Annotated in this window: 13 protein-coding genes and 1 tRNA gene; 10 read left to right on the top strand and 4 right to left on the bottom strand. The window is 59.3% G+C overall.

Going from position 1 to position 15,915, the window contains the following annotated elements; genetic code table 11:
- Window positions 1-39: 39 nt before the first annotated feature.
- Window positions 40-1,299: an HIRAN domain-containing protein gene (locus tag RM6536_RS08555; RefSeq protein WP_060824806.1), complete on the bottom strand. Its 1,260-nt coding sequence runs from the start codon at window positions 1,297-1,299 to the stop codon at window positions 40-42.
- A gap of 388 nt (window positions 1,300-1,687) precedes the next feature.
- Entirely contained in the window at window positions 1,688-4,360 is a 2,673-nt protein-coding gene (gene pepN / locus RM6536_RS08550; protein WP_060824805.1) for an aminopeptidase N, read from the bottom strand.
- 222 nt (window positions 4,361-4,582) lie between these two features.
- On the opposite strand from pepN, the gene RM6536_RS08545 reads away from it, so the two are divergent.
- A tRNA-Leu gene (locus RM6536_RS08545) sits at window positions 4,583-4,668 on the top strand.
- 187 nt (window positions 4,669-4,855) lie between these two features.
- Here RM6536_RS08545 and RM6536_RS08540 read toward each other — a convergent pair.
- Window positions 4,856-5,941, bottom strand: coding sequence for a 2,3-butanediol dehydrogenase (locus tag RM6536_RS08540; RefSeq protein WP_060824804.1), 1,086 nt, complete (start codon window positions 5,939-5,941; stop codon window positions 4,856-4,858).
- Window positions 5,942-6,280: 339 nt separating this feature from the next.
- Here RM6536_RS08540 and RM6536_RS08535 point away from each other — a divergent pair, with 339 nt between their 5' ends.
- The 9 genes from RM6536_RS08535 to RM6536_RS08500 all read left to right on the top strand — a co-directional run bounded on the left by RM6536_RS08535 (window position 6,281) and on the right by RM6536_RS08500 (window position 15,022).
- Window positions 6,281-7,855: an amidohydrolase gene (locus RM6536_RS08535; protein WP_060824803.1), complete on the top strand. Its 1,575-nt coding sequence runs from the start codon at window positions 6,281-6,283 to the stop codon at window positions 7,853-7,855.
- Window positions 7,856-8,143: 288 nt separating this feature from the next.
- Window positions 8,144-9,103: an L-lactate dehydrogenase gene (locus tag RM6536_RS08530; RefSeq protein ID WP_060824802.1), complete on the top strand. Its 960-nt coding sequence runs from the start codon at window positions 8,144-8,146 to the stop codon at window positions 9,101-9,103.
- Window positions 9,104-9,377: 274 nt separating this feature from the next.
- Window positions 9,378-9,656 (top strand): hypothetical protein, encoded by a 279-nt coding sequence (locus RM6536_RS09105; RefSeq protein ID WP_060824801.1) that lies wholly within the window; start codon window positions 9,378-9,380, stop codon window positions 9,654-9,656.
- Window positions 9,657-9,880: 224 nt separating this feature from the next.
- Window positions 9,881-10,732: a DNA repair protein RecO gene (recO, locus tag RM6536_RS08520; RefSeq protein WP_060824800.1), complete on the top strand. Its 852-nt coding sequence runs from the start codon at window positions 9,881-9,883 to the stop codon at window positions 10,730-10,732.
- A gap of 206 nt (window positions 10,733-10,938) precedes the next feature.
- Window positions 10,939-11,730 carry an isoprenyl transferase gene (locus tag RM6536_RS08515; protein ID WP_049349629.1) on the top strand — a complete coding sequence of 264 codons (792 nt, stop codon included), beginning with the start codon at window positions 10,939-10,941 and terminating at the stop codon, window positions 11,728-11,730.
- Between the two features lie 77 nt (window positions 11,731-11,807).
- Window positions 11,808-12,896, top strand: coding sequence for a quinone-dependent dihydroorotate dehydrogenase (locus RM6536_RS08510; protein WP_049341239.1), 1,089 nt, complete (start codon window positions 11,808-11,810; stop codon window positions 12,894-12,896).
- Between the two features lie 433 nt (window positions 12,897-13,329).
- The gene (locus tag RM6536_RS08505) at window positions 13,330-14,073 is read left to right on the top strand and encodes a DUF6318 family protein (RefSeq protein ID WP_060824799.1); all 744 of its coding nucleotides are present in this window, start codon (window positions 13,330-13,332) and stop codon (window positions 14,071-14,073) included.
- A 2-nt stretch (window positions 14,074-14,075) separates the two neighbouring features.
- Window positions 14,076-14,207, top strand: coding sequence for a hypothetical protein (locus RM6536_RS09185; protein WP_269453485.1), 132 nt, complete (start codon window positions 14,076-14,078; stop codon window positions 14,205-14,207).
- A gap of 152 nt (window positions 14,208-14,359) precedes the next feature.
- Window positions 14,360-15,022 (top strand): DUF6318 family protein, encoded by a 663-nt coding sequence (locus RM6536_RS08500; protein ID WP_060824798.1) that lies wholly within the window; start codon window positions 14,360-14,362, stop codon window positions 15,020-15,022.
- 173 nt (window positions 15,023-15,195) lie between these two features.
- Here RM6536_RS08500 and RM6536_RS08495 read toward each other — a convergent pair whose 3' ends face one another.
- Window positions 15,196-15,825 (bottom strand): DUF3043 domain-containing protein, encoded by a 630-nt coding sequence (locus tag RM6536_RS08495; RefSeq protein ID WP_060824797.1) that lies wholly within the window; start codon window positions 15,823-15,825, stop codon window positions 15,196-15,198.
- Window positions 15,826-15,915: the final 90 nt, after the last annotated feature.

The following is a 15,915-nucleotide window of genomic DNA, read 5'->3' as shown; positions in this document are numbered from 1 at the left end:
GCCGCCCTTTCGTATCTTTACGCTCTGTCGCAGAGGAGCTTATGCCTTCATAGTGGTTTCTTCTGCTTCTTCAGCAGTTCCCTCTTCTTCGTATTCTTCCTCGTACTCGTCGTCGTAGGCTTCGTAGTAGGTCTGACGACCAAAGTAGAAGGCGACTGCCGCGACGGCGCCACCCAGAATAGCGATGAGGATGCCGAGCATCGGGGTCCACAGCATCGAAATCAGGCCGGCGACCAGAACGGCGAGGCCTGCACCCTTGACCAGGTTCACCAGGCGGTCGCGTTCGTTCGGCTCGTAGTATTCCTCTTCCTCAATGCTGTACTCGATGATAGGCTTCTCTGCGGCGGGTTCGCTGCGGGTCGGCTCGGAGGCGGAGGATCCGCCGGTCAGGGAGCTCATGAAACCGCGACGCCTCTTCGGTGCCTGCTGTGCGGAGGACTCCAGGTAGTGACGCTCACCTTCGGTGGGCACGAATGCGGCGGGCACATCGTACTCTTCACCAACGGGTAGCAGAGCCGGAACGTTGTTGGGCAGGGTCTCGTACCATTCCTGCGGAATATCGGCGGGGCGTGCAGCCTGAACGGTCAGGGACAGCTCGAGGGTGTTACCGCGGATAGTGCCCCACGCGCTGGTGAGGCGGTCGTTCTCAAAAGCGTAACGGATGACGGGCGTCAGCTGCTCAGACATCTGGGTGCTCAGGCGGCCCACGAGCTTGCGGTCGTGGCGCACCTCAACACTGTCAACGAAACGGCCGTCGGAGGTCTTGAGCTGGTTCGCTTCCAGGGTCAGAATCACGCGACCTTCACCGCTGGGCGGCAGGATGCTGTGCAGGTATTCGGAGTGTTCCTTCTCATCAAGCACCTTCATCGACGGGCCCTGGGGTAGCAGGGTCGCGCGGGTCGGTGCGTCGTTGAGGGGGAAGAGAGAGCCGGGTGCGGACAGGGAGAGCACACCGGTGCTCTTCACGTGCATGCCGCCGCCTTCAGCACGCACGGCAACGGCGGAAAGCTGCAGGTGCGCAATGGGTTCGTAACCGGAGGCGACCACGCGGGTAATGGAATCCCAGTACGCGGCGGAGTCTGCCGGGCTCATGCGGCCTACCTTGAATTCGTCAATGTAGACGGCAATGCTATTGGGCTCGTAGGGGTTATCCGGTTCGGGAACGAGGCGCGCTTCACCGTACCAGATACGTTCACGGTCGATGTGCAGTTCCTCAAAGATTTGGAGGGTTTCTGCTTCGTAGTAATCATCGGTGACAATGTCAACGCTACCGCGGTCACCGAGTGCGTAATCGACCACTGAAAACTCCTTCTGATGTGTCTAAGCGAGCGGATACCTAGTCTATTCTCTCATGCTTTCAGCGTGGACAGCTCACAAAAACGGGTGACATTTATCTGTCTTTTAGCACCGGGTGCATATAGTTTTGCGCCCTGGCGAAATTGCCCCGGTAATAAGTGCCCTTGTCAGTATGTGAACCACTGTATGAGGGAAATATTTGGACGGCATACCGCCGCTATGAATTCTATAGATGAGCCAGAAAAAGACCACCGCCCGGCACGTCCCGGTACGTTACCGGGAGCGTGCCGAACGGCAGTCTCTCAAAGAGGCTAGAGAACCTAGCGGGGGAGAGTGGAACCTAGTCTAGATACCGGCTCACACCCCGCCACAAGCCCTCAAACCATGCAGCTTAGTCCTGCAGGGAGGCGTTGAACTTCTGAGCCACAATCGAACGGTGGCCGTGATCCTGAGCCTCCAGAACCAGACGACGCAGAGCCGAAGGAGCCTCGGGGTTCGCCTCCAGCCAACGCTGAGCCAATGCAACGGAGGGGTTACCCTCAACGCCCAGACCCTCGGTGGAGCCGGTGTTGTACGGAGCCTTCGGGTACAGGCCACGCACAATGCGGGTCGCCATACCAATCGAACGGGACGCCCAAATGGGCAGCAGAGCCTCAAAGTAGGAGTCGTAGTAGGACTCACGCAGCTCAACCGGGCCGCGAGCAAAACCGTTAATGGTCGAAGCCAGAGCGTCGTTCGACAGCGACTCGTCTTCCATGATGGTCTTGTACGCGGTAGCCTTACGCTCAGCAGAGGGCAGGGCAGCAATCGCGTACGCGTAACCATTCGAAGAGATCGAGGAGGGGCTGTACTTCGCCGCACGGTCCAGATCCTCAACGGTCACCAGGTCGCGGCTTGCGAGCGCACCCAGTGCACTCCAACCCAGGTTCTGGTCGTAAGGAATGCCGGTTGCGTCAGCAATATCGCCGGTGGTGTCTTCGAAAGCACCGCGGGCAATATCGCGGCAGAGCTCTTCACCCTTGGTCGCGTTGGTGGAGACCGAAATCAGGGCGCGCAGCAGAATCAGCTGCTCGTCGGAGCCGGGCTTAGCCTGCGCCAGTGCGGCTGCGAATGCGTCGTAGAGAGCGTCGTAGAGGCGCTCGCGGCCGGTGGGTGCGGAGAAGGTTGCGATAGCGACCTGTGCGTTGTTGACCATGGTGCCCAGCAGGGATGCGCTCGGTTCCTTGGAGACGTTGCGTACGACTGCGTCGACGTAGGTGGTGACGGGCAGGCGTGCATCGCGTACGTTCTCCCAGAGGGATCCCCAGATGAGACCGCGGGAGAGTGCGGATTCGAGGGTGGAGACACCTTCGATAGCTGCCTGCAGGCCGTCTTCGTCGGTCAGGGCAACCTTGGCGTAGGTGTGGTCCTCTGCGTTAAGCATGAGCAGGTCAGCTTCACCAACGAGCTTCTTCTGCTCCTCGGTGAGATCCACGCGGTGCTCGGAGACGGGCTCTGCCGGGTACTCGAGGGAGAGCAGGCCGGTGGAGGTGAGCTTGCCGTCGGTCAGCGCGAAGGTTTCCAGCTTTGCCACGTGGGGGCGGCCCAGACCTGCGGGCTGCTGTGCGGGCAGTTCCTGGGTGAGGATCAGGTCGGTGAGCTGGCCGTCTTCACCGTAGACGCGCTTGGTGCCCAGTGCGGACACGCCGGAGGTCTGCAGCCATGCGTTAGCCCATGCCTGCATGTCGCGGCCGGACACCTCGTTGAGTACCTGCAGGAAGTCGTTCAGAGAGGTGTTGCCCCACTCGAAGCGCTTGAAGTACACGCGTGCTGCCTCGATGAAGGTGTCGAAGCCGACGTAGGCGACCAGCTGCTTGAGCACGGATGCGCCCTTTGCGTAGGTGATGCCGTCGAAGTTCTGCGATGCTGCTTCCAGGTGGGGGATGTCAGCGACGATGGGGTGGGTGGTGGGCAGCTGGTCCTGCATGTATGCCCATGCCTTGCGGTTGTTCGCGAAGGTGACCCATGCGTCGTTGAAGTTGTTGGCTTCCTTAGCGCCGAGGGTGCCCATGAAGTCTGCGAAGGATTCCTTGAGCCACAGGTCGTCCCACCACTTCATGGTGACGAGGTCGCCGAACCACATGTGTGCCATTTCGTGGCAGATGGTGTTGGTGCGGCCTTCGAGGTCGTCCTCGGTTGCGCCGGAGACAAAGATGTAGTCTTCGGTGAAGGTGACCAGGCCGGGGTTCTCCATTGCGCCGATGTTGTATTCGGGTACGAATGCCTGCTCGTACTTGGGGTACGGGTAGGGGTAGTCGAAGAGGTCCTGGAAGAAGTCCAGGCCGTTTTCGGTGACCTTGAAGATGTGGTCGTAGTCGAAGTGCGGCTTGAGGGACTGGCGGCAGTATACGACCAGGGGGATGTCACCGCTGTTGACCTTGCTCTTGGGCTTGTAGGTGGTGGTTGCAGTGAAGTATTCGCCGGCAACGATTGCGGTGATGTAGGTGGAGATCTTTGCGGTGGGGGAGAAGACTCGCTTGGTGATGGAGTCGTCGGTGGGGTCTACGACCTGGGATTCGAGTACGCCGTTGGAGCTGACGACCCAGTCCTTGGGTGCGGTGATGCGGAAGTTGAAGACTGCCTTCAGGTCGGGCTGCTCGAAGTTCGGGAAGACTCGGCGGCAGTCGGAGGGCTCGTACTGGGTGTACAGGTAGACGCGACCGTCGGAGGGGTCGAAGTAGCGGTGCATACCTTCGCCGGAGCGGGAGTAGTAGGAGCGACCGTGGATGGTGAGCACGTTTTCTGCCTGCAGGTTGGGCAGGGTGATGCGTGCGCCGTTGACGACATCAGCCAGGGTCAGTTCGGTGCCGTTGAGCTTAACGGAGTCGACGCTGTGGTGGATGTAGTCGATGAAGGTTTCTGCACCGGGGGTGTTGCAGGAGAATCGGACGGTGGTGACGGTGGGGTAGGACTCGAATTCGGGGTCCTTGGCGTTAGTCAGGTCGACATGCACGTCGTAGGTGTCGACACTGATGAGAGCCGAACGTTCTGCGGCTTCTTCGCGGGAGAGGTTCTCATTATTCATGCTCTTTATTCTAGTCGTTATGACCGAAAATATGGCAGTTGAGTGGGCGTGCCGGTCATATTACTCAAGGTGCGAGAAGATCGCCGGGGGTGTGGGGAACCAGTCAACCTCGAATGTGTGACGCAGAACATGCTCTTTCGATTTGCGGAGTGTTCAGAAAACCCGTATAGTATTACGTGTTGCTTCGAACGGCACCGAAAGGAAAACGTTCGAAAGTCACCTGCGCGGGTGGCGGAATAGGCAGACGCGCTAGCTTGAGGTGCTAGTCCTCGTATTAGAGGGTGGGGGTTCAAGTCCCCCCTCGCGCACAGATAATCCCCGGTTCTTCGGAACCGGGGATTTTTGTATGCTCGGTTGTATGTCCGGTAAAAAGCACGCAAAAAACAGTGGGGTGAGGCTCCTTGAAGGAACCTCACCCCACACTAGCTACGCTAAGGAAGCTAGAAGAACAGCTGCATCAGCTGAAACTGAACGAATCAGTATCGTTCGAAGAGATTACTCAGCCAGACGCTCCGGGTCGGTGGTGACCAGAATCTTCACAGCGGTCTCGTTGTGGTGGATCAGGGTGTCGAAGCCCTTGTCAATCAGGTCTTCCACAGCGATCTTGCCGGTGATGAAGGGCTTGAGGTCAATCTTGCCGGACTCAACCAGCTTGATGGTCTCGGGGTGGGAGTTCACGTATGCGATGGTGCCGCGGATATCGAGCTCCTTGAGCACAACCTTCTGAACATCCAGAGAAGCGGGCTTACCCCAAATGGAGACGATGACGACCTTACCGGTGGGCTTGAGAGCGTCCAGAATCAGGTCCAGTGCGGGCTGAACGGAGGTGCACTCGAACGCGATGTCAGCGCCACGGCCGTCAGTCAGCTTGTGAATCTCAGCCAGAACGTCAACCTCAGCGGGGGAGAAAGCGTAGTCAGCAACACCGGAGTCCAGAGCCTTCTGGCGACGCAGCGGGGACAGCTCGGAGATAATAACCTTAGCGCCCTTAGCCTTCAGAACTGCGGAGGTCAGCAGACCGATGGGGCCAGCACCGGTAACCAGTGCGAATGCGCCCTCTTCGAACTCGCCTGCACGCTCAACAGCGTGGTAGCCAACGCTCAGGGGCTCAATCAGTGCAGCCTCGTCCAGGGGAATGTTGTTAGGAATCTTGTGAACCCAGCGGCGCTTGACAGCAACCTTCTCGGACAGACCGCCACCGCGACCTGCCAGACCGATGAAGTTCATGTCCTTGGACAGGTGGTAGTCCTTGGAGTCGGGGCCGGTGTAAACGTCATCACGAATGATGTAGGGCTCGACGACAACGTGGTCGCCAACCTCAAGGTCGTCTACGCCTTCGCCCAGTGCCTCAACAACACCGGAGAATTCGTGACCGAGGGTGACGGGGGAGTCCTCACCAGAAATGGGGTGGGGATGACCGTGCTGGGGGCAGAAGATGGGGCCGTCAAGGTATTCGTGCAGGTCGGTACCGCAAATACCGCACCATGCGACCTTGACCAGAACCTCGCCCGCAGCGGCTTCGGGTGCGGGGATGTCTTCAATGCGGATGTCGTTACGGTCGTAGAAGCGTGCTGCCTTCATGGGATGGAGCTCCTTAGCGTGGTTGTGGCGCTCACAGCGGTGTGTGCTTGCCGGTACGGTTCGCATCCATGGGTCTGTCACGGTAATGGCAGAGGCCCAAACGACATGGTTTGGACCGGTTGTGAACTGTCCTGCCGGCATTCGCATCGCTAGCGCCGGATGGTGACGGGTGCGGCTGGATTGCCGCTCCCATGTGCTTAACGCTACTCCTATGAATCAAAGATTCCTAGGATATATACAAAATTTCTTTTATGTGACACAAATTTCTTTTTGGGTGTTTCCGACTCCATCACGCCCGAACATCTAGCGCCCGGCGAGCGCAGACGGTAGCGTAGAAGCATGACTGACGCGAACGCACAGGGCACCGCCGCCCACACCCAGCCCACTTCCGATAATTCCGGTCGAACGGCACCGAACCGACCCGCCGCAACAACCCGCCACTACGACGCACCCGATGCTGATTGCGTGCGCGGTAGCGAGTACTCCGAGATCCTTGCCCTCGAAACCGAGCAGCGTAAGCGTGCCGCTGAGCACCGCCGCAAGCACAAGCACGCACATCCCGAGCAGGAACGTAGCCACGGCGAACGTCCCGGTCATGGAAAGGGACACGGAAAGCACCACGGTCACGGAATGGGTTACGGCCACCGCCTCGACGAAGACAGCGGGCTGGCACATATTCGCCGCGACCTCGCCGAATCCGTATCCACCCGCGCGGACTCCCTGAGCGCAATTCTCAAGGCGATTCACGCGCATCCTGAGACCGCCTACGAGGAGTATTTCGCCTCCCGCACGCTCGTTGACGCGGTCCGCGAAGCCCACCCGAACCTCAGTATCGAGTACCCCGCCTTCGGCCTGGATACCGCGTTCAAGGTGGAGCTCACCAGCGCCGACTACGACCCCGCCAAGCACCGCACCATCGCGATTCTCTCCGAATACGACGCGCTGCCGGGCATCGGTCACGGCTGCGGCCACAACGTCATTGCGGTATCGGGGCTGGGTGCTTTCCTTGCCCTGGCGGATGCGCTCGCCACCGGCCCCGAGGCGTTCAGCGGCAGGGTCCTCTATTACGGTACGCCCGCCGAAGAGTCTGAAGCCGGTAAGGAGCTGATGGCGCGCGCCGGCGCATTCGAGCGGGTGGATGCCGCCATTATGGTGCACCCCTACTTTATGGATGTGGCTGATCAGGCGTGGTTGGGTCGCCGTGAATGTCGCGTGAACTTCACGGGCGTGAGTGCGCACGCGTCCTCGCATCCGTTTATGGGTCGTAACGCCCTGGATGCGGCGAATCTGGCGTATCAGGGTTTGGGTTTGTTGCGTCAGCAGATTCCCGGTTCTGACCGTATTCACGCGATTATTGACCACGGCGGGGACGCCCCGAACCTGATTCCTGCTACGGCGAGCCTGCACATTAATATCCGTTCTAAGCACGCGCCGACTCTGCGTGCGCTGTCGCGACGAGTTGAGGAGGTGTTGCGCGGGGCGGCGCTCATGGCTGGCGTGAGCGCGGAGGTGACGTGGGATTCTTCGCCGATGACCATGCCGGTGCGCACGAACCGTCCGCTGTTGAAGCGTTGGGTTTCGGCTCAGCGTTCGGTGGGTCGCCACCCGTACCCGCCCGGAACGGTCAGTGACACCCTGGCGGCTTCTACTGATTTCGGTAATGTGAGCCTGCGCGTGCCCGGTATTCACCCGCTGATTCAGATTGCGCCCGAGGGTACCGGCATGCACACGGTGGAGTTCGCGCACTGTGCGGACACTCCGGCGGCGGTTGATGCTGCCCTGGATGCGGCGTTCGGTTTGGCTTCTGTGGCTTTGGATTTTCTGGTTGATGACGAGTTGGCGCAGGTGGTTCGTGCTGATTTTGAGGCCTCCGGTGGTGCCGTGGATGTTGAGGGCTACTTTAGCGACATGTGAGAGCGACATGTGAGCTTGCTCAAAAGGTCAGAACGTCATTATTTGGTTTTATGAGTGAAAAACACCCCTCATAGCCCATAAAGTCACCAGCACCCATCGAAAAAAGCAAAATAACCCAACACAAAACGCAAAATCTGCGGCATAATAGAAAGTAACGGAGCGAGCCCACCGGGAAGAACGCCCACGCTCAGGAAATTCACCCCCGAGGCACACACCCGCTTCCTCATAAACCCCGCGAGAATCCTCTCGCACCACACGGATAACTCTCACGAAAGAGGGCATACAGCAATGAACGGTGTCAACAACCCCACCAAGCTCGGCGTCATCGGTGCAGGCGGCGTCGGTAGCGCAACCGCATACGCAGCTATGGTCCGCGGCTCCGCAGACGAAATCGTCCTGTACGACATCGACGGCAAGCGCGCACACGCTGAAGCACTGGACATCGCACACGGCGCAATGTTCGCACACGAAGCAACCGTAACCGGTGGCGACGACATCGAACTGTTGCGCGACTGCGACATGGTCATCATCACCGCTGGTGCTCGCCAGAAGCCCGGCCAGCCCCGCCTCGAGCTGGCAGGCGCAAACGTCGCAATCCTCGAGAAGCTGCTGCCGAACATCCTGTCCGTAGCACCCAACGCAATCATCATGCTCGTCACCAACCCCTGTGACGTTCTCACCATCGTTGCCCAGAAGATCACCGGCCTGCCCGCAAACCGCGTGCTGTCCTCCGGTACCGTTCTGGACTCCTCCCGCCTGCGTTGGCTGATCGCTAACAAGGCTGGCGTCTCCATCAAGAGCGTTCACGCAAACGTTGTCGGCGAGCACGGCGACTCCGAGTTCCCCGTCTGGTCCGCAGCAAACATCGGCATGGTTCCCCTGACCGAGTGGGAGCAGGACGGCAAGCTCGTCTTCACCGAAGAGGTCCGTGAAGAACTGGCAACCGAAGCTATGCGCGCAGCGTACAAGGTCATCGAGGGCAAGGGTTCCACCAACTACGCAATCGGTATCTCCGGTGCACGTATCGCTGAGGCATTCCTCGGCGGCCAGAACGCAGTGCTGCCCGTCTCCACCACCATTGCAGGCGAGCTGTACGGCTTCAAGGACGTTGCACTGTCCCTGCCCACCATCGTGAACCGCGAGGGCATCCAGCGCGTGCTCGAGGTCCCCATGAACGAGGCTGAGCTGGCACAGCTGAAGGCATCCGCTGAGGCAATCCGCGCATCCGCAGCTTCCCTGGGCTTCTAAAAACCCGGCTTCTCATTCTCTCGGGTTTATGACCCGTAAGAAGCAAACATTCAGTAGGCGCAACGTCAAGCTGAGCTAACCGACAGAAGAACCCGCCGCACCCGGCACCTGCTCCCTTGAGGAGTGGGGAATTCGGGGGACGGCGGGTTCGCTGTGTCTGTGAGATGTTTTCTATGAGGTGCTTGATGCGCCGCGCCCGTTCATAGTTGCGCGTTTAAACCGCCGTATGACCGCCCGGCGCACACCATAGGCGCGTAGGTAGTAGAATAATGGCATGAGCATTGATCCTCGCACCGAACTCACCCGCCTCCTTGACGCGCTGGAGGCGCACCTGACCGCCGTCGTAAACCGAACCGGCGAGCACGACCCCGCCGTCGATGAGGCGTACGTAGAAATCGCCAACGCCTTCGAGGCCTACGAAGATTCCCTCTTCGAAGCCTACAACGAGGTCACCCCCCTGAGTGTTTACGGTGATGAAGACGAGGATGACCTCGACGAACTGCTCGATGACGAAGAAGATGAAGACGACGACGATATCGAGTACGAGGACTAAATAGCGCCTCGCCCATACGTTACGGACCGACCCCTGACCGGTACCCCCTACGCGGGGTAACGAGGCAGGGGTCGAACCGTACCCGCAACACCGTAGCCGCACCCCCGCGCAGCTCTTGCCCTCAACGCTTACCAAGCGTCTACTGAGGGCAACGCCTATAGAGCGCCCGCCGAAAACCTGCCCACCCGATACCCACCGAGCATGTACCGAGAACGGAGACACCCGTGAGCGAACCCCGCACCTGGCGCGATGCCGCCCTCATCCTCCGCACCCAAAAACTCGGCGAAACCGACCGCATCATCATCATGCTCACCCGCGACGGCGGAATCACCCACGCCGTCGCTAAGGCCGTACGCAAACCCACCTCCAAGTTCGGTGGGCGACTCGAACCGTTCATGCACACCGACCTGTCCTTCAGCCGTGGCAGAACCAACCTGCACACCATCACCCAGGCGGCAACCCTGCACGCCTACACGGCACCGATCATGGCGAACTACGATGCGTACACGTGCGCCTCCACCATTGCCGAACTGGCGGAAACTCTCACCAAAGACACCGACAGCACCTCCGATATTTACACCCTGACCCACGGGGCGCTTGCCGCGCTTGCGCGCGGGCAGCATGTGCCGCAGAGGATTCTAACCCGCTACCTGGCGCGCAGCATGAACGCCGCCGGCTGGCCGCTCATCGGCGAGAATTGCACCCGATGCGGTAACCCGCTCGTGAATGCAGACCACCGGGGCGATAACGGCGCAGACACTAGCACTCCCGGCACTACAGGTGGAAGCGGCAGGTACATTGCCTTCCACACCGCCCACACCTACGGGCACCACACCATCCTCTGCCCCCAATGCGCACCCGCCACCGACACACCCCTGACCGGTCTGCGTGCCGAAGAGCTCGGCTATGCGCTCGCTACCGCATCGGCGGATCCGCGCGCCTGGGTGACTATTGATGCAGCATCGGTGCCGGTTGCCTCCAAAATTCTGGGACTCTACCTGAAAACCACCCAGAACCTGCTCGAACACCCCCTCAAAACGGCGAGCGCCCTTGAAGCAGAGATCCCTGCACCGTAAAACCGGCGCAGTAAAGAACCGCCCGCATAGTTAGATGCACGCCGGTGCTTCAATCATGCGTCAACCAGGGCGCAAAATAACCCCCGAAGCACCCGCCCATGCGCGCTGTATCACGGTAAAATAGCTAACAGCACGCCAGGTTTATATCTGGCGCACATCCAGGCAAACGACCCCGGGGGAGAACCCGCCAGGGAAGAAAGGCACACATGGCACGCACCCAGCCCGTACCCCCGCCCGCACACCCTACCGGGGCAACCCCGCCGCCGATCCCGAAGAAGTTCATTCCGCAGCACGTCGCCGTCGTCATGGACGGTAACGGCCGCTGGGCAAACGAACGCGGCCTGCCCCGCACTGAGGGCCACCGCGCCGGTGAAGCGGCACTGCTGGACGTTGTTGCGGGCGCTATCGAAATGGGCATCCCGTACGTGACCGCCTACGCGTTCTCCACCGAAAACTGGAAGCGCTCACCCAGCGAAGTTGCGTTCATTATGCGTTTCTCTACCGAGGTGCTGCAGCGCCAGCTGGAAACCCTCAAGACCTGGGGTGTGCGCATCCGCTGGGCTGGCCGTCGACCCAAGCTGTGGAAGAATGTCATCGAAGAGCTTGAACACTGCGAGCGCGAAACCATTGACAACACCGTCTGCACCCTCACCATGTGCGTGAACTACGGCGGCCGCGCAGAAATTGCCGACGCGGCGGCAGCTATCGCGGCGGACGCTGTGGCGGGCAAGCTCAAGCCCGGCAACATTACCGAAAAGACCATCCAGAAGTACCTGGACGAGCCCGATCTGCCCGACGTTGACCTGTTCCTGCGTTCCTCCGGCGAGCAGCGCATCTCGAACTTTTTGCTCTGGCAGAGCGCCTACGCCGAGATGATTTTCATGAACGTGCTCTGGCCCGACGTTGACCGCCGCACCCTCTGGGAAGCTGTCGAAGAGTACGCGCGCCGCGACCGCCGCTACGGTGGCGCTGTTGACGCTGTCGCCAACGACAAGTAGCCCCTGGCATACAGACCCTGCACGCCCGGCTCGTAGCCCCATAAACCACCCACACCCTCCAACACTAGGGAGAACAAATGCGCATCTACCCGACCTTCTTCAACATCTTCTTCAAGGGCATGGACCCCGAGAAGGCACACCACGTCGGCTTCTGGGGCGTTCAGACCCTGCGCAACGTCGGCATCACCCGCGCGCTGCGCAAGTACTTCCAGCCCGCACCCGAACTGGCAACCACCGTCATGGGCATTACTTTCCCCTCGCCGTTCGGCCTGGCTGCAGGCTTCGACAAGGGCGGTAAGGGCATTGCCGCGCTGGCTGGTATCGGCTTCGGCCACGTCGAGATCGGTACCATCACCGGTCAGGCGCAGCCCGGCAACCCGCAGCCGCGCCTCTTCCGCCTCGTGGAAGATAAGGCAGTCATCAACCGCATGGGCTTCAACAACGACGGTGCCGCAGCGGCAGGCCCGCGCGTTGCCGCCGCCCGCGCAGACCTCGAAACCGAATACCGCGGCGCCGTACGCCCCGTCATTGGCGTGAACATCGGCAAGACCAAGGTTGTTGAGCTCGAAAACGCTATCGAGGACTACCTGATCTCTACCCGCACCCTGGCACCGCAGGCAGACTACCTGGTCGTCAACGTCTCCTCCCCGAACACTCCGGGTCTGCGCACCCTGCAGGCTATCGAGTCGCTGCGCCCGCTGCTTGCCGCCGTGCGTGAAGAGGCAGACCGCGTATGCCCCAACCGCCACGTACCGCTGACCGTGAAGATCGCGCCGGACCTGGTCGACGAGGACGTTATCGAGGTGGCAGCCCTGGCGAAAGAACTGAAGCTGGACGGCATTATCGCCACCAACACCACCATCGCCCGCGACGGCCTGGGCCTGACCAGCGACATGACCAAGGTCAAGGAAATCGGTGCCGGCGGCCTCTCCGGTGCGCCGCTGAAGCCCCGCTCCCTTGAGGTGCTGCGCCTGCTCAAGCGTGAAATCGGCGACGACCTCGCCATCATCTCCGTTGGTGGCGTGACCACCGCTGAGGATGTGCAGGAGCGCCTGGATGCTGGCGCTGACCTGGTGCAGGGCTACACCGCGTTCCTGTATGAGGGTCCGCTCTGGGCGGCACACATTAACCGTGGCCTGGTGAAGCTGCGCCGCGCTCGCCGCTAAAAGGTGTACAGGCAGGGGGCTTTATGCTCCCCGGCGTGCTGACTCTGCGCGCTGACTTGGCGTGCTGAAAGGGGGCACCGTTCTCTACCCGTTGGGGGTGGAGGCGGTGCCCCCTTTTGTGTGCCCTCTATTCCGCCGAAAAGCCACTAAAGAAGTAGCTTCTCGAAACACATGTGGCTTCTGGACATACATAGTTATTTGACGTATAAAGCATTGAATTGTTCGAATAGTGATGATTTGTTGCTATTACACTCATTGCAAAGCAAATGACTGTAAATATGCGGTAGTGTTTTATATGTAGCGTCTCGTGGTGCATTGTTGCACCTGCTGGGTACGCTGCGAGGCTGGGTTCTTCCGGTGGTCAAGTAACGACCATTTTTTACCAGCCTGACAAGTGCATACACCCCATCACCGACGATAGGAGCGCGCCCTTATGGAGCCTCGTACCTTCCTTTACTGCACCCAAATTCATCGCCGTACCCTACTGGGCAGCGGCGCGCTTGTGGGCCTGGGTGCCCTGCTTGCGGCGTGTGGTCAGCAGGCAAATAATGAGGCGAGCGCTTCTTCGACCGCAACCGATGCAGCCTCCGCTATGCCGAGCGAGACTGCTTCGGCATCTGCGGTAGCTACCGCTAATTCTCCCTCCGCCACCCCGTCTACTGTCCGCGGCTACTCGGGCGGATCAAAGGCACCCGATGGGGAGTACCGCCCTGCGGATAAGTATGGCAATGCACAGAATGTGCCCAAGCCCACCGCGCCCGAAGAGGGCTACAACGAGAAGTCTTTAGAAGGTCTCCGTAAGACGATGGATGCCTGGATTTTGTGGGGTAATTACGGTACTCAAACTGGCGATTACTCGATGGCTCGCAAGTTTATTTCGCCAAATTTCAAACGTGAACTAGAAGAGTATGAAGATGCAGAAAAGCTTTATCAAAGCGGCGGATGGATCATTGGTGGAATTGACCATTTTCTAGCCGATGGAAATCCCTGGTCAGAAGACGGAGAAACCTACTTCTGGAAAGCCTATCGCGAATGGGATCGTGAGATTTTTGTTGAGTCTGATGGGAGCTGGGTTAGCTGGACCAATGATGACAAAACTGACGATACTTTCAAATTTGAGCTGAAGCATAACGGTCAGAAATGGGAAATTATGGGCTACGAAAGTGTGGATAAGTAATCATGAAAAAGTTCCTGCAGGATTCTGATGTGTTGAGTCGCCGCGCATTGTTGAGTGGCGTTACTTTCTTTGGTGCATCCGCCCTGCTTGCTGCATGTGGCGTGCAGGCAAATAATGAGGCGGTGGCTGATTGAAGCAACAACCAAAGTGAAGCCCTCGTAATCTTTCCACAAGATAGACCGCCACACGCCCGAAGGTCAGGAGCAATGACAGGCTCCCAGTGCGCGCTCGCGCATAATGGAGATAAGCGGGAGACCATGCACTACAACGATGTGGAGGACCAACCATGAAACCCAACATGCTGAACCGCCGCTCAATGCTGACCGGAGGCACCCTCATCAGCCTCAGCACCCTACTTGCCGCCTGCGTGCCGCACGACATCACAACTGCAGGAGACGGCTCCACAGCCTCCGGCGCATCCAATGCTGCCACCAGCAGCAGCTCAGGCAGTAGCGCCGGCAACAACGCAAGTAACGGCGAATACCGCAAAGCAGACGCCAAAGGCCCCGCCCAGAACGTCCCCAAACCCACCGCCCCCGAAAACGGATACCGCGCAAAGACTCCGGAGGGCATCCTCAAAACCATGGACGCCTGGAACCAGTGGGTCAACTACGGCGTTCAAACCGGCGACTACAGCAAAGCACGCGAATTCCTCTCCACCTCAAACGATGGAGAACTCAAAATCTATCGCGAAATAGAAGCGCTCTACCAGCGCGGCGGATGGGTCATCGATGGCATCGAACACTTCGAACCCGAAGGCATACCCTGGAGTGACGACGGCCGAACCTACTACCTGAAAACCAGCCACGAATGGGACAAACACACCGAGGTGGAACCCGACGGCCGCCAAGAAACCTGGAGCAGTGACAAGGAAGAAGAAATCTACAAATTCGCCCTCGAACACCGCGACGGCACATGGCAGATTCTCTACTCCCAAATCGACGCCTAACCGTACCGGTCTCTAACCGCAATACATATATCCAGAAGCCACATGTGTTTCGAAAAGCCACTAAAGAAGTAGCTTTTCGAAACACATGTGGCTTTTCGCGTAAGAACATAAAAATAGGGGAGAGGCCTGAACCTTCAGGACCTCTCCCCAAGCACCTACAAGGCACTCACGACTTAGTGCGGGTACTCGCCGTACTTCACCATCGGAACCGGGCGGCGCATACGACGAATCATCATCACACGGTTAAACGCATACATGCCAGAACCACGCTGAACCTCGCCGAACTTCGCAATCAGCTTCTTCTTCAGGCTGCGCCACAAAATGAAGTAGTCAACAACCCACAGAATCATCAGCGCATACATTGCGTACACGGAACCGTAATAAATCGGCGCCGCCGCAGAAGATGTACCAGAAACACCCTGAGCAATCCAGCCACCAATGAGCAGAACCAGCAGAATAGCCAGCATGAAATCGCCAAGGTTACGGCGCGCATCAATGTAGTCACGGATATAACGGCGCTGCGCACCACGGTCCACGGCGGGCAGGTAACGCTGATCGCCACCCATCAACGCATCATTCTGACGCTCACGAGCCTTCGCCATCGCCTCACGTTCACGCGCCTTCGCCTCCTTACGGTCATTAACAACCAGAGGCTGACGACGAGCCGCCTGCTGCTCCTTACGCGAAGGAGTAGGACGGCCCTTCTTCGGGGTGAACTTCGGATTAACCGGAGCCTGAGGCTCCTCTACAACCTGCGGCTGAACAGCTTCCGCTTCAGCCTTCTCTTTCTTACGACCAAACACCCTCCCATCATACCCGAACGGCACACACCAAACCCGCCCCCACAAGCCCACACCAGCAACTGAAACGAACCCAACCACCCGGCGGTTGAG

The sequence above is a fragment of the Rothia mucilaginosa genome (assembly GCF_001548235.1).
GTDB lineage: Bacteria > Actinomycetota > Actinomycetes > Actinomycetales > Micrococcaceae > Rothia > Rothia mucilaginosa_B.
Note: the sequence above shows the minus strand (reverse complement) of the source record. Positions and strands in the feature narration are given on the sequence as shown.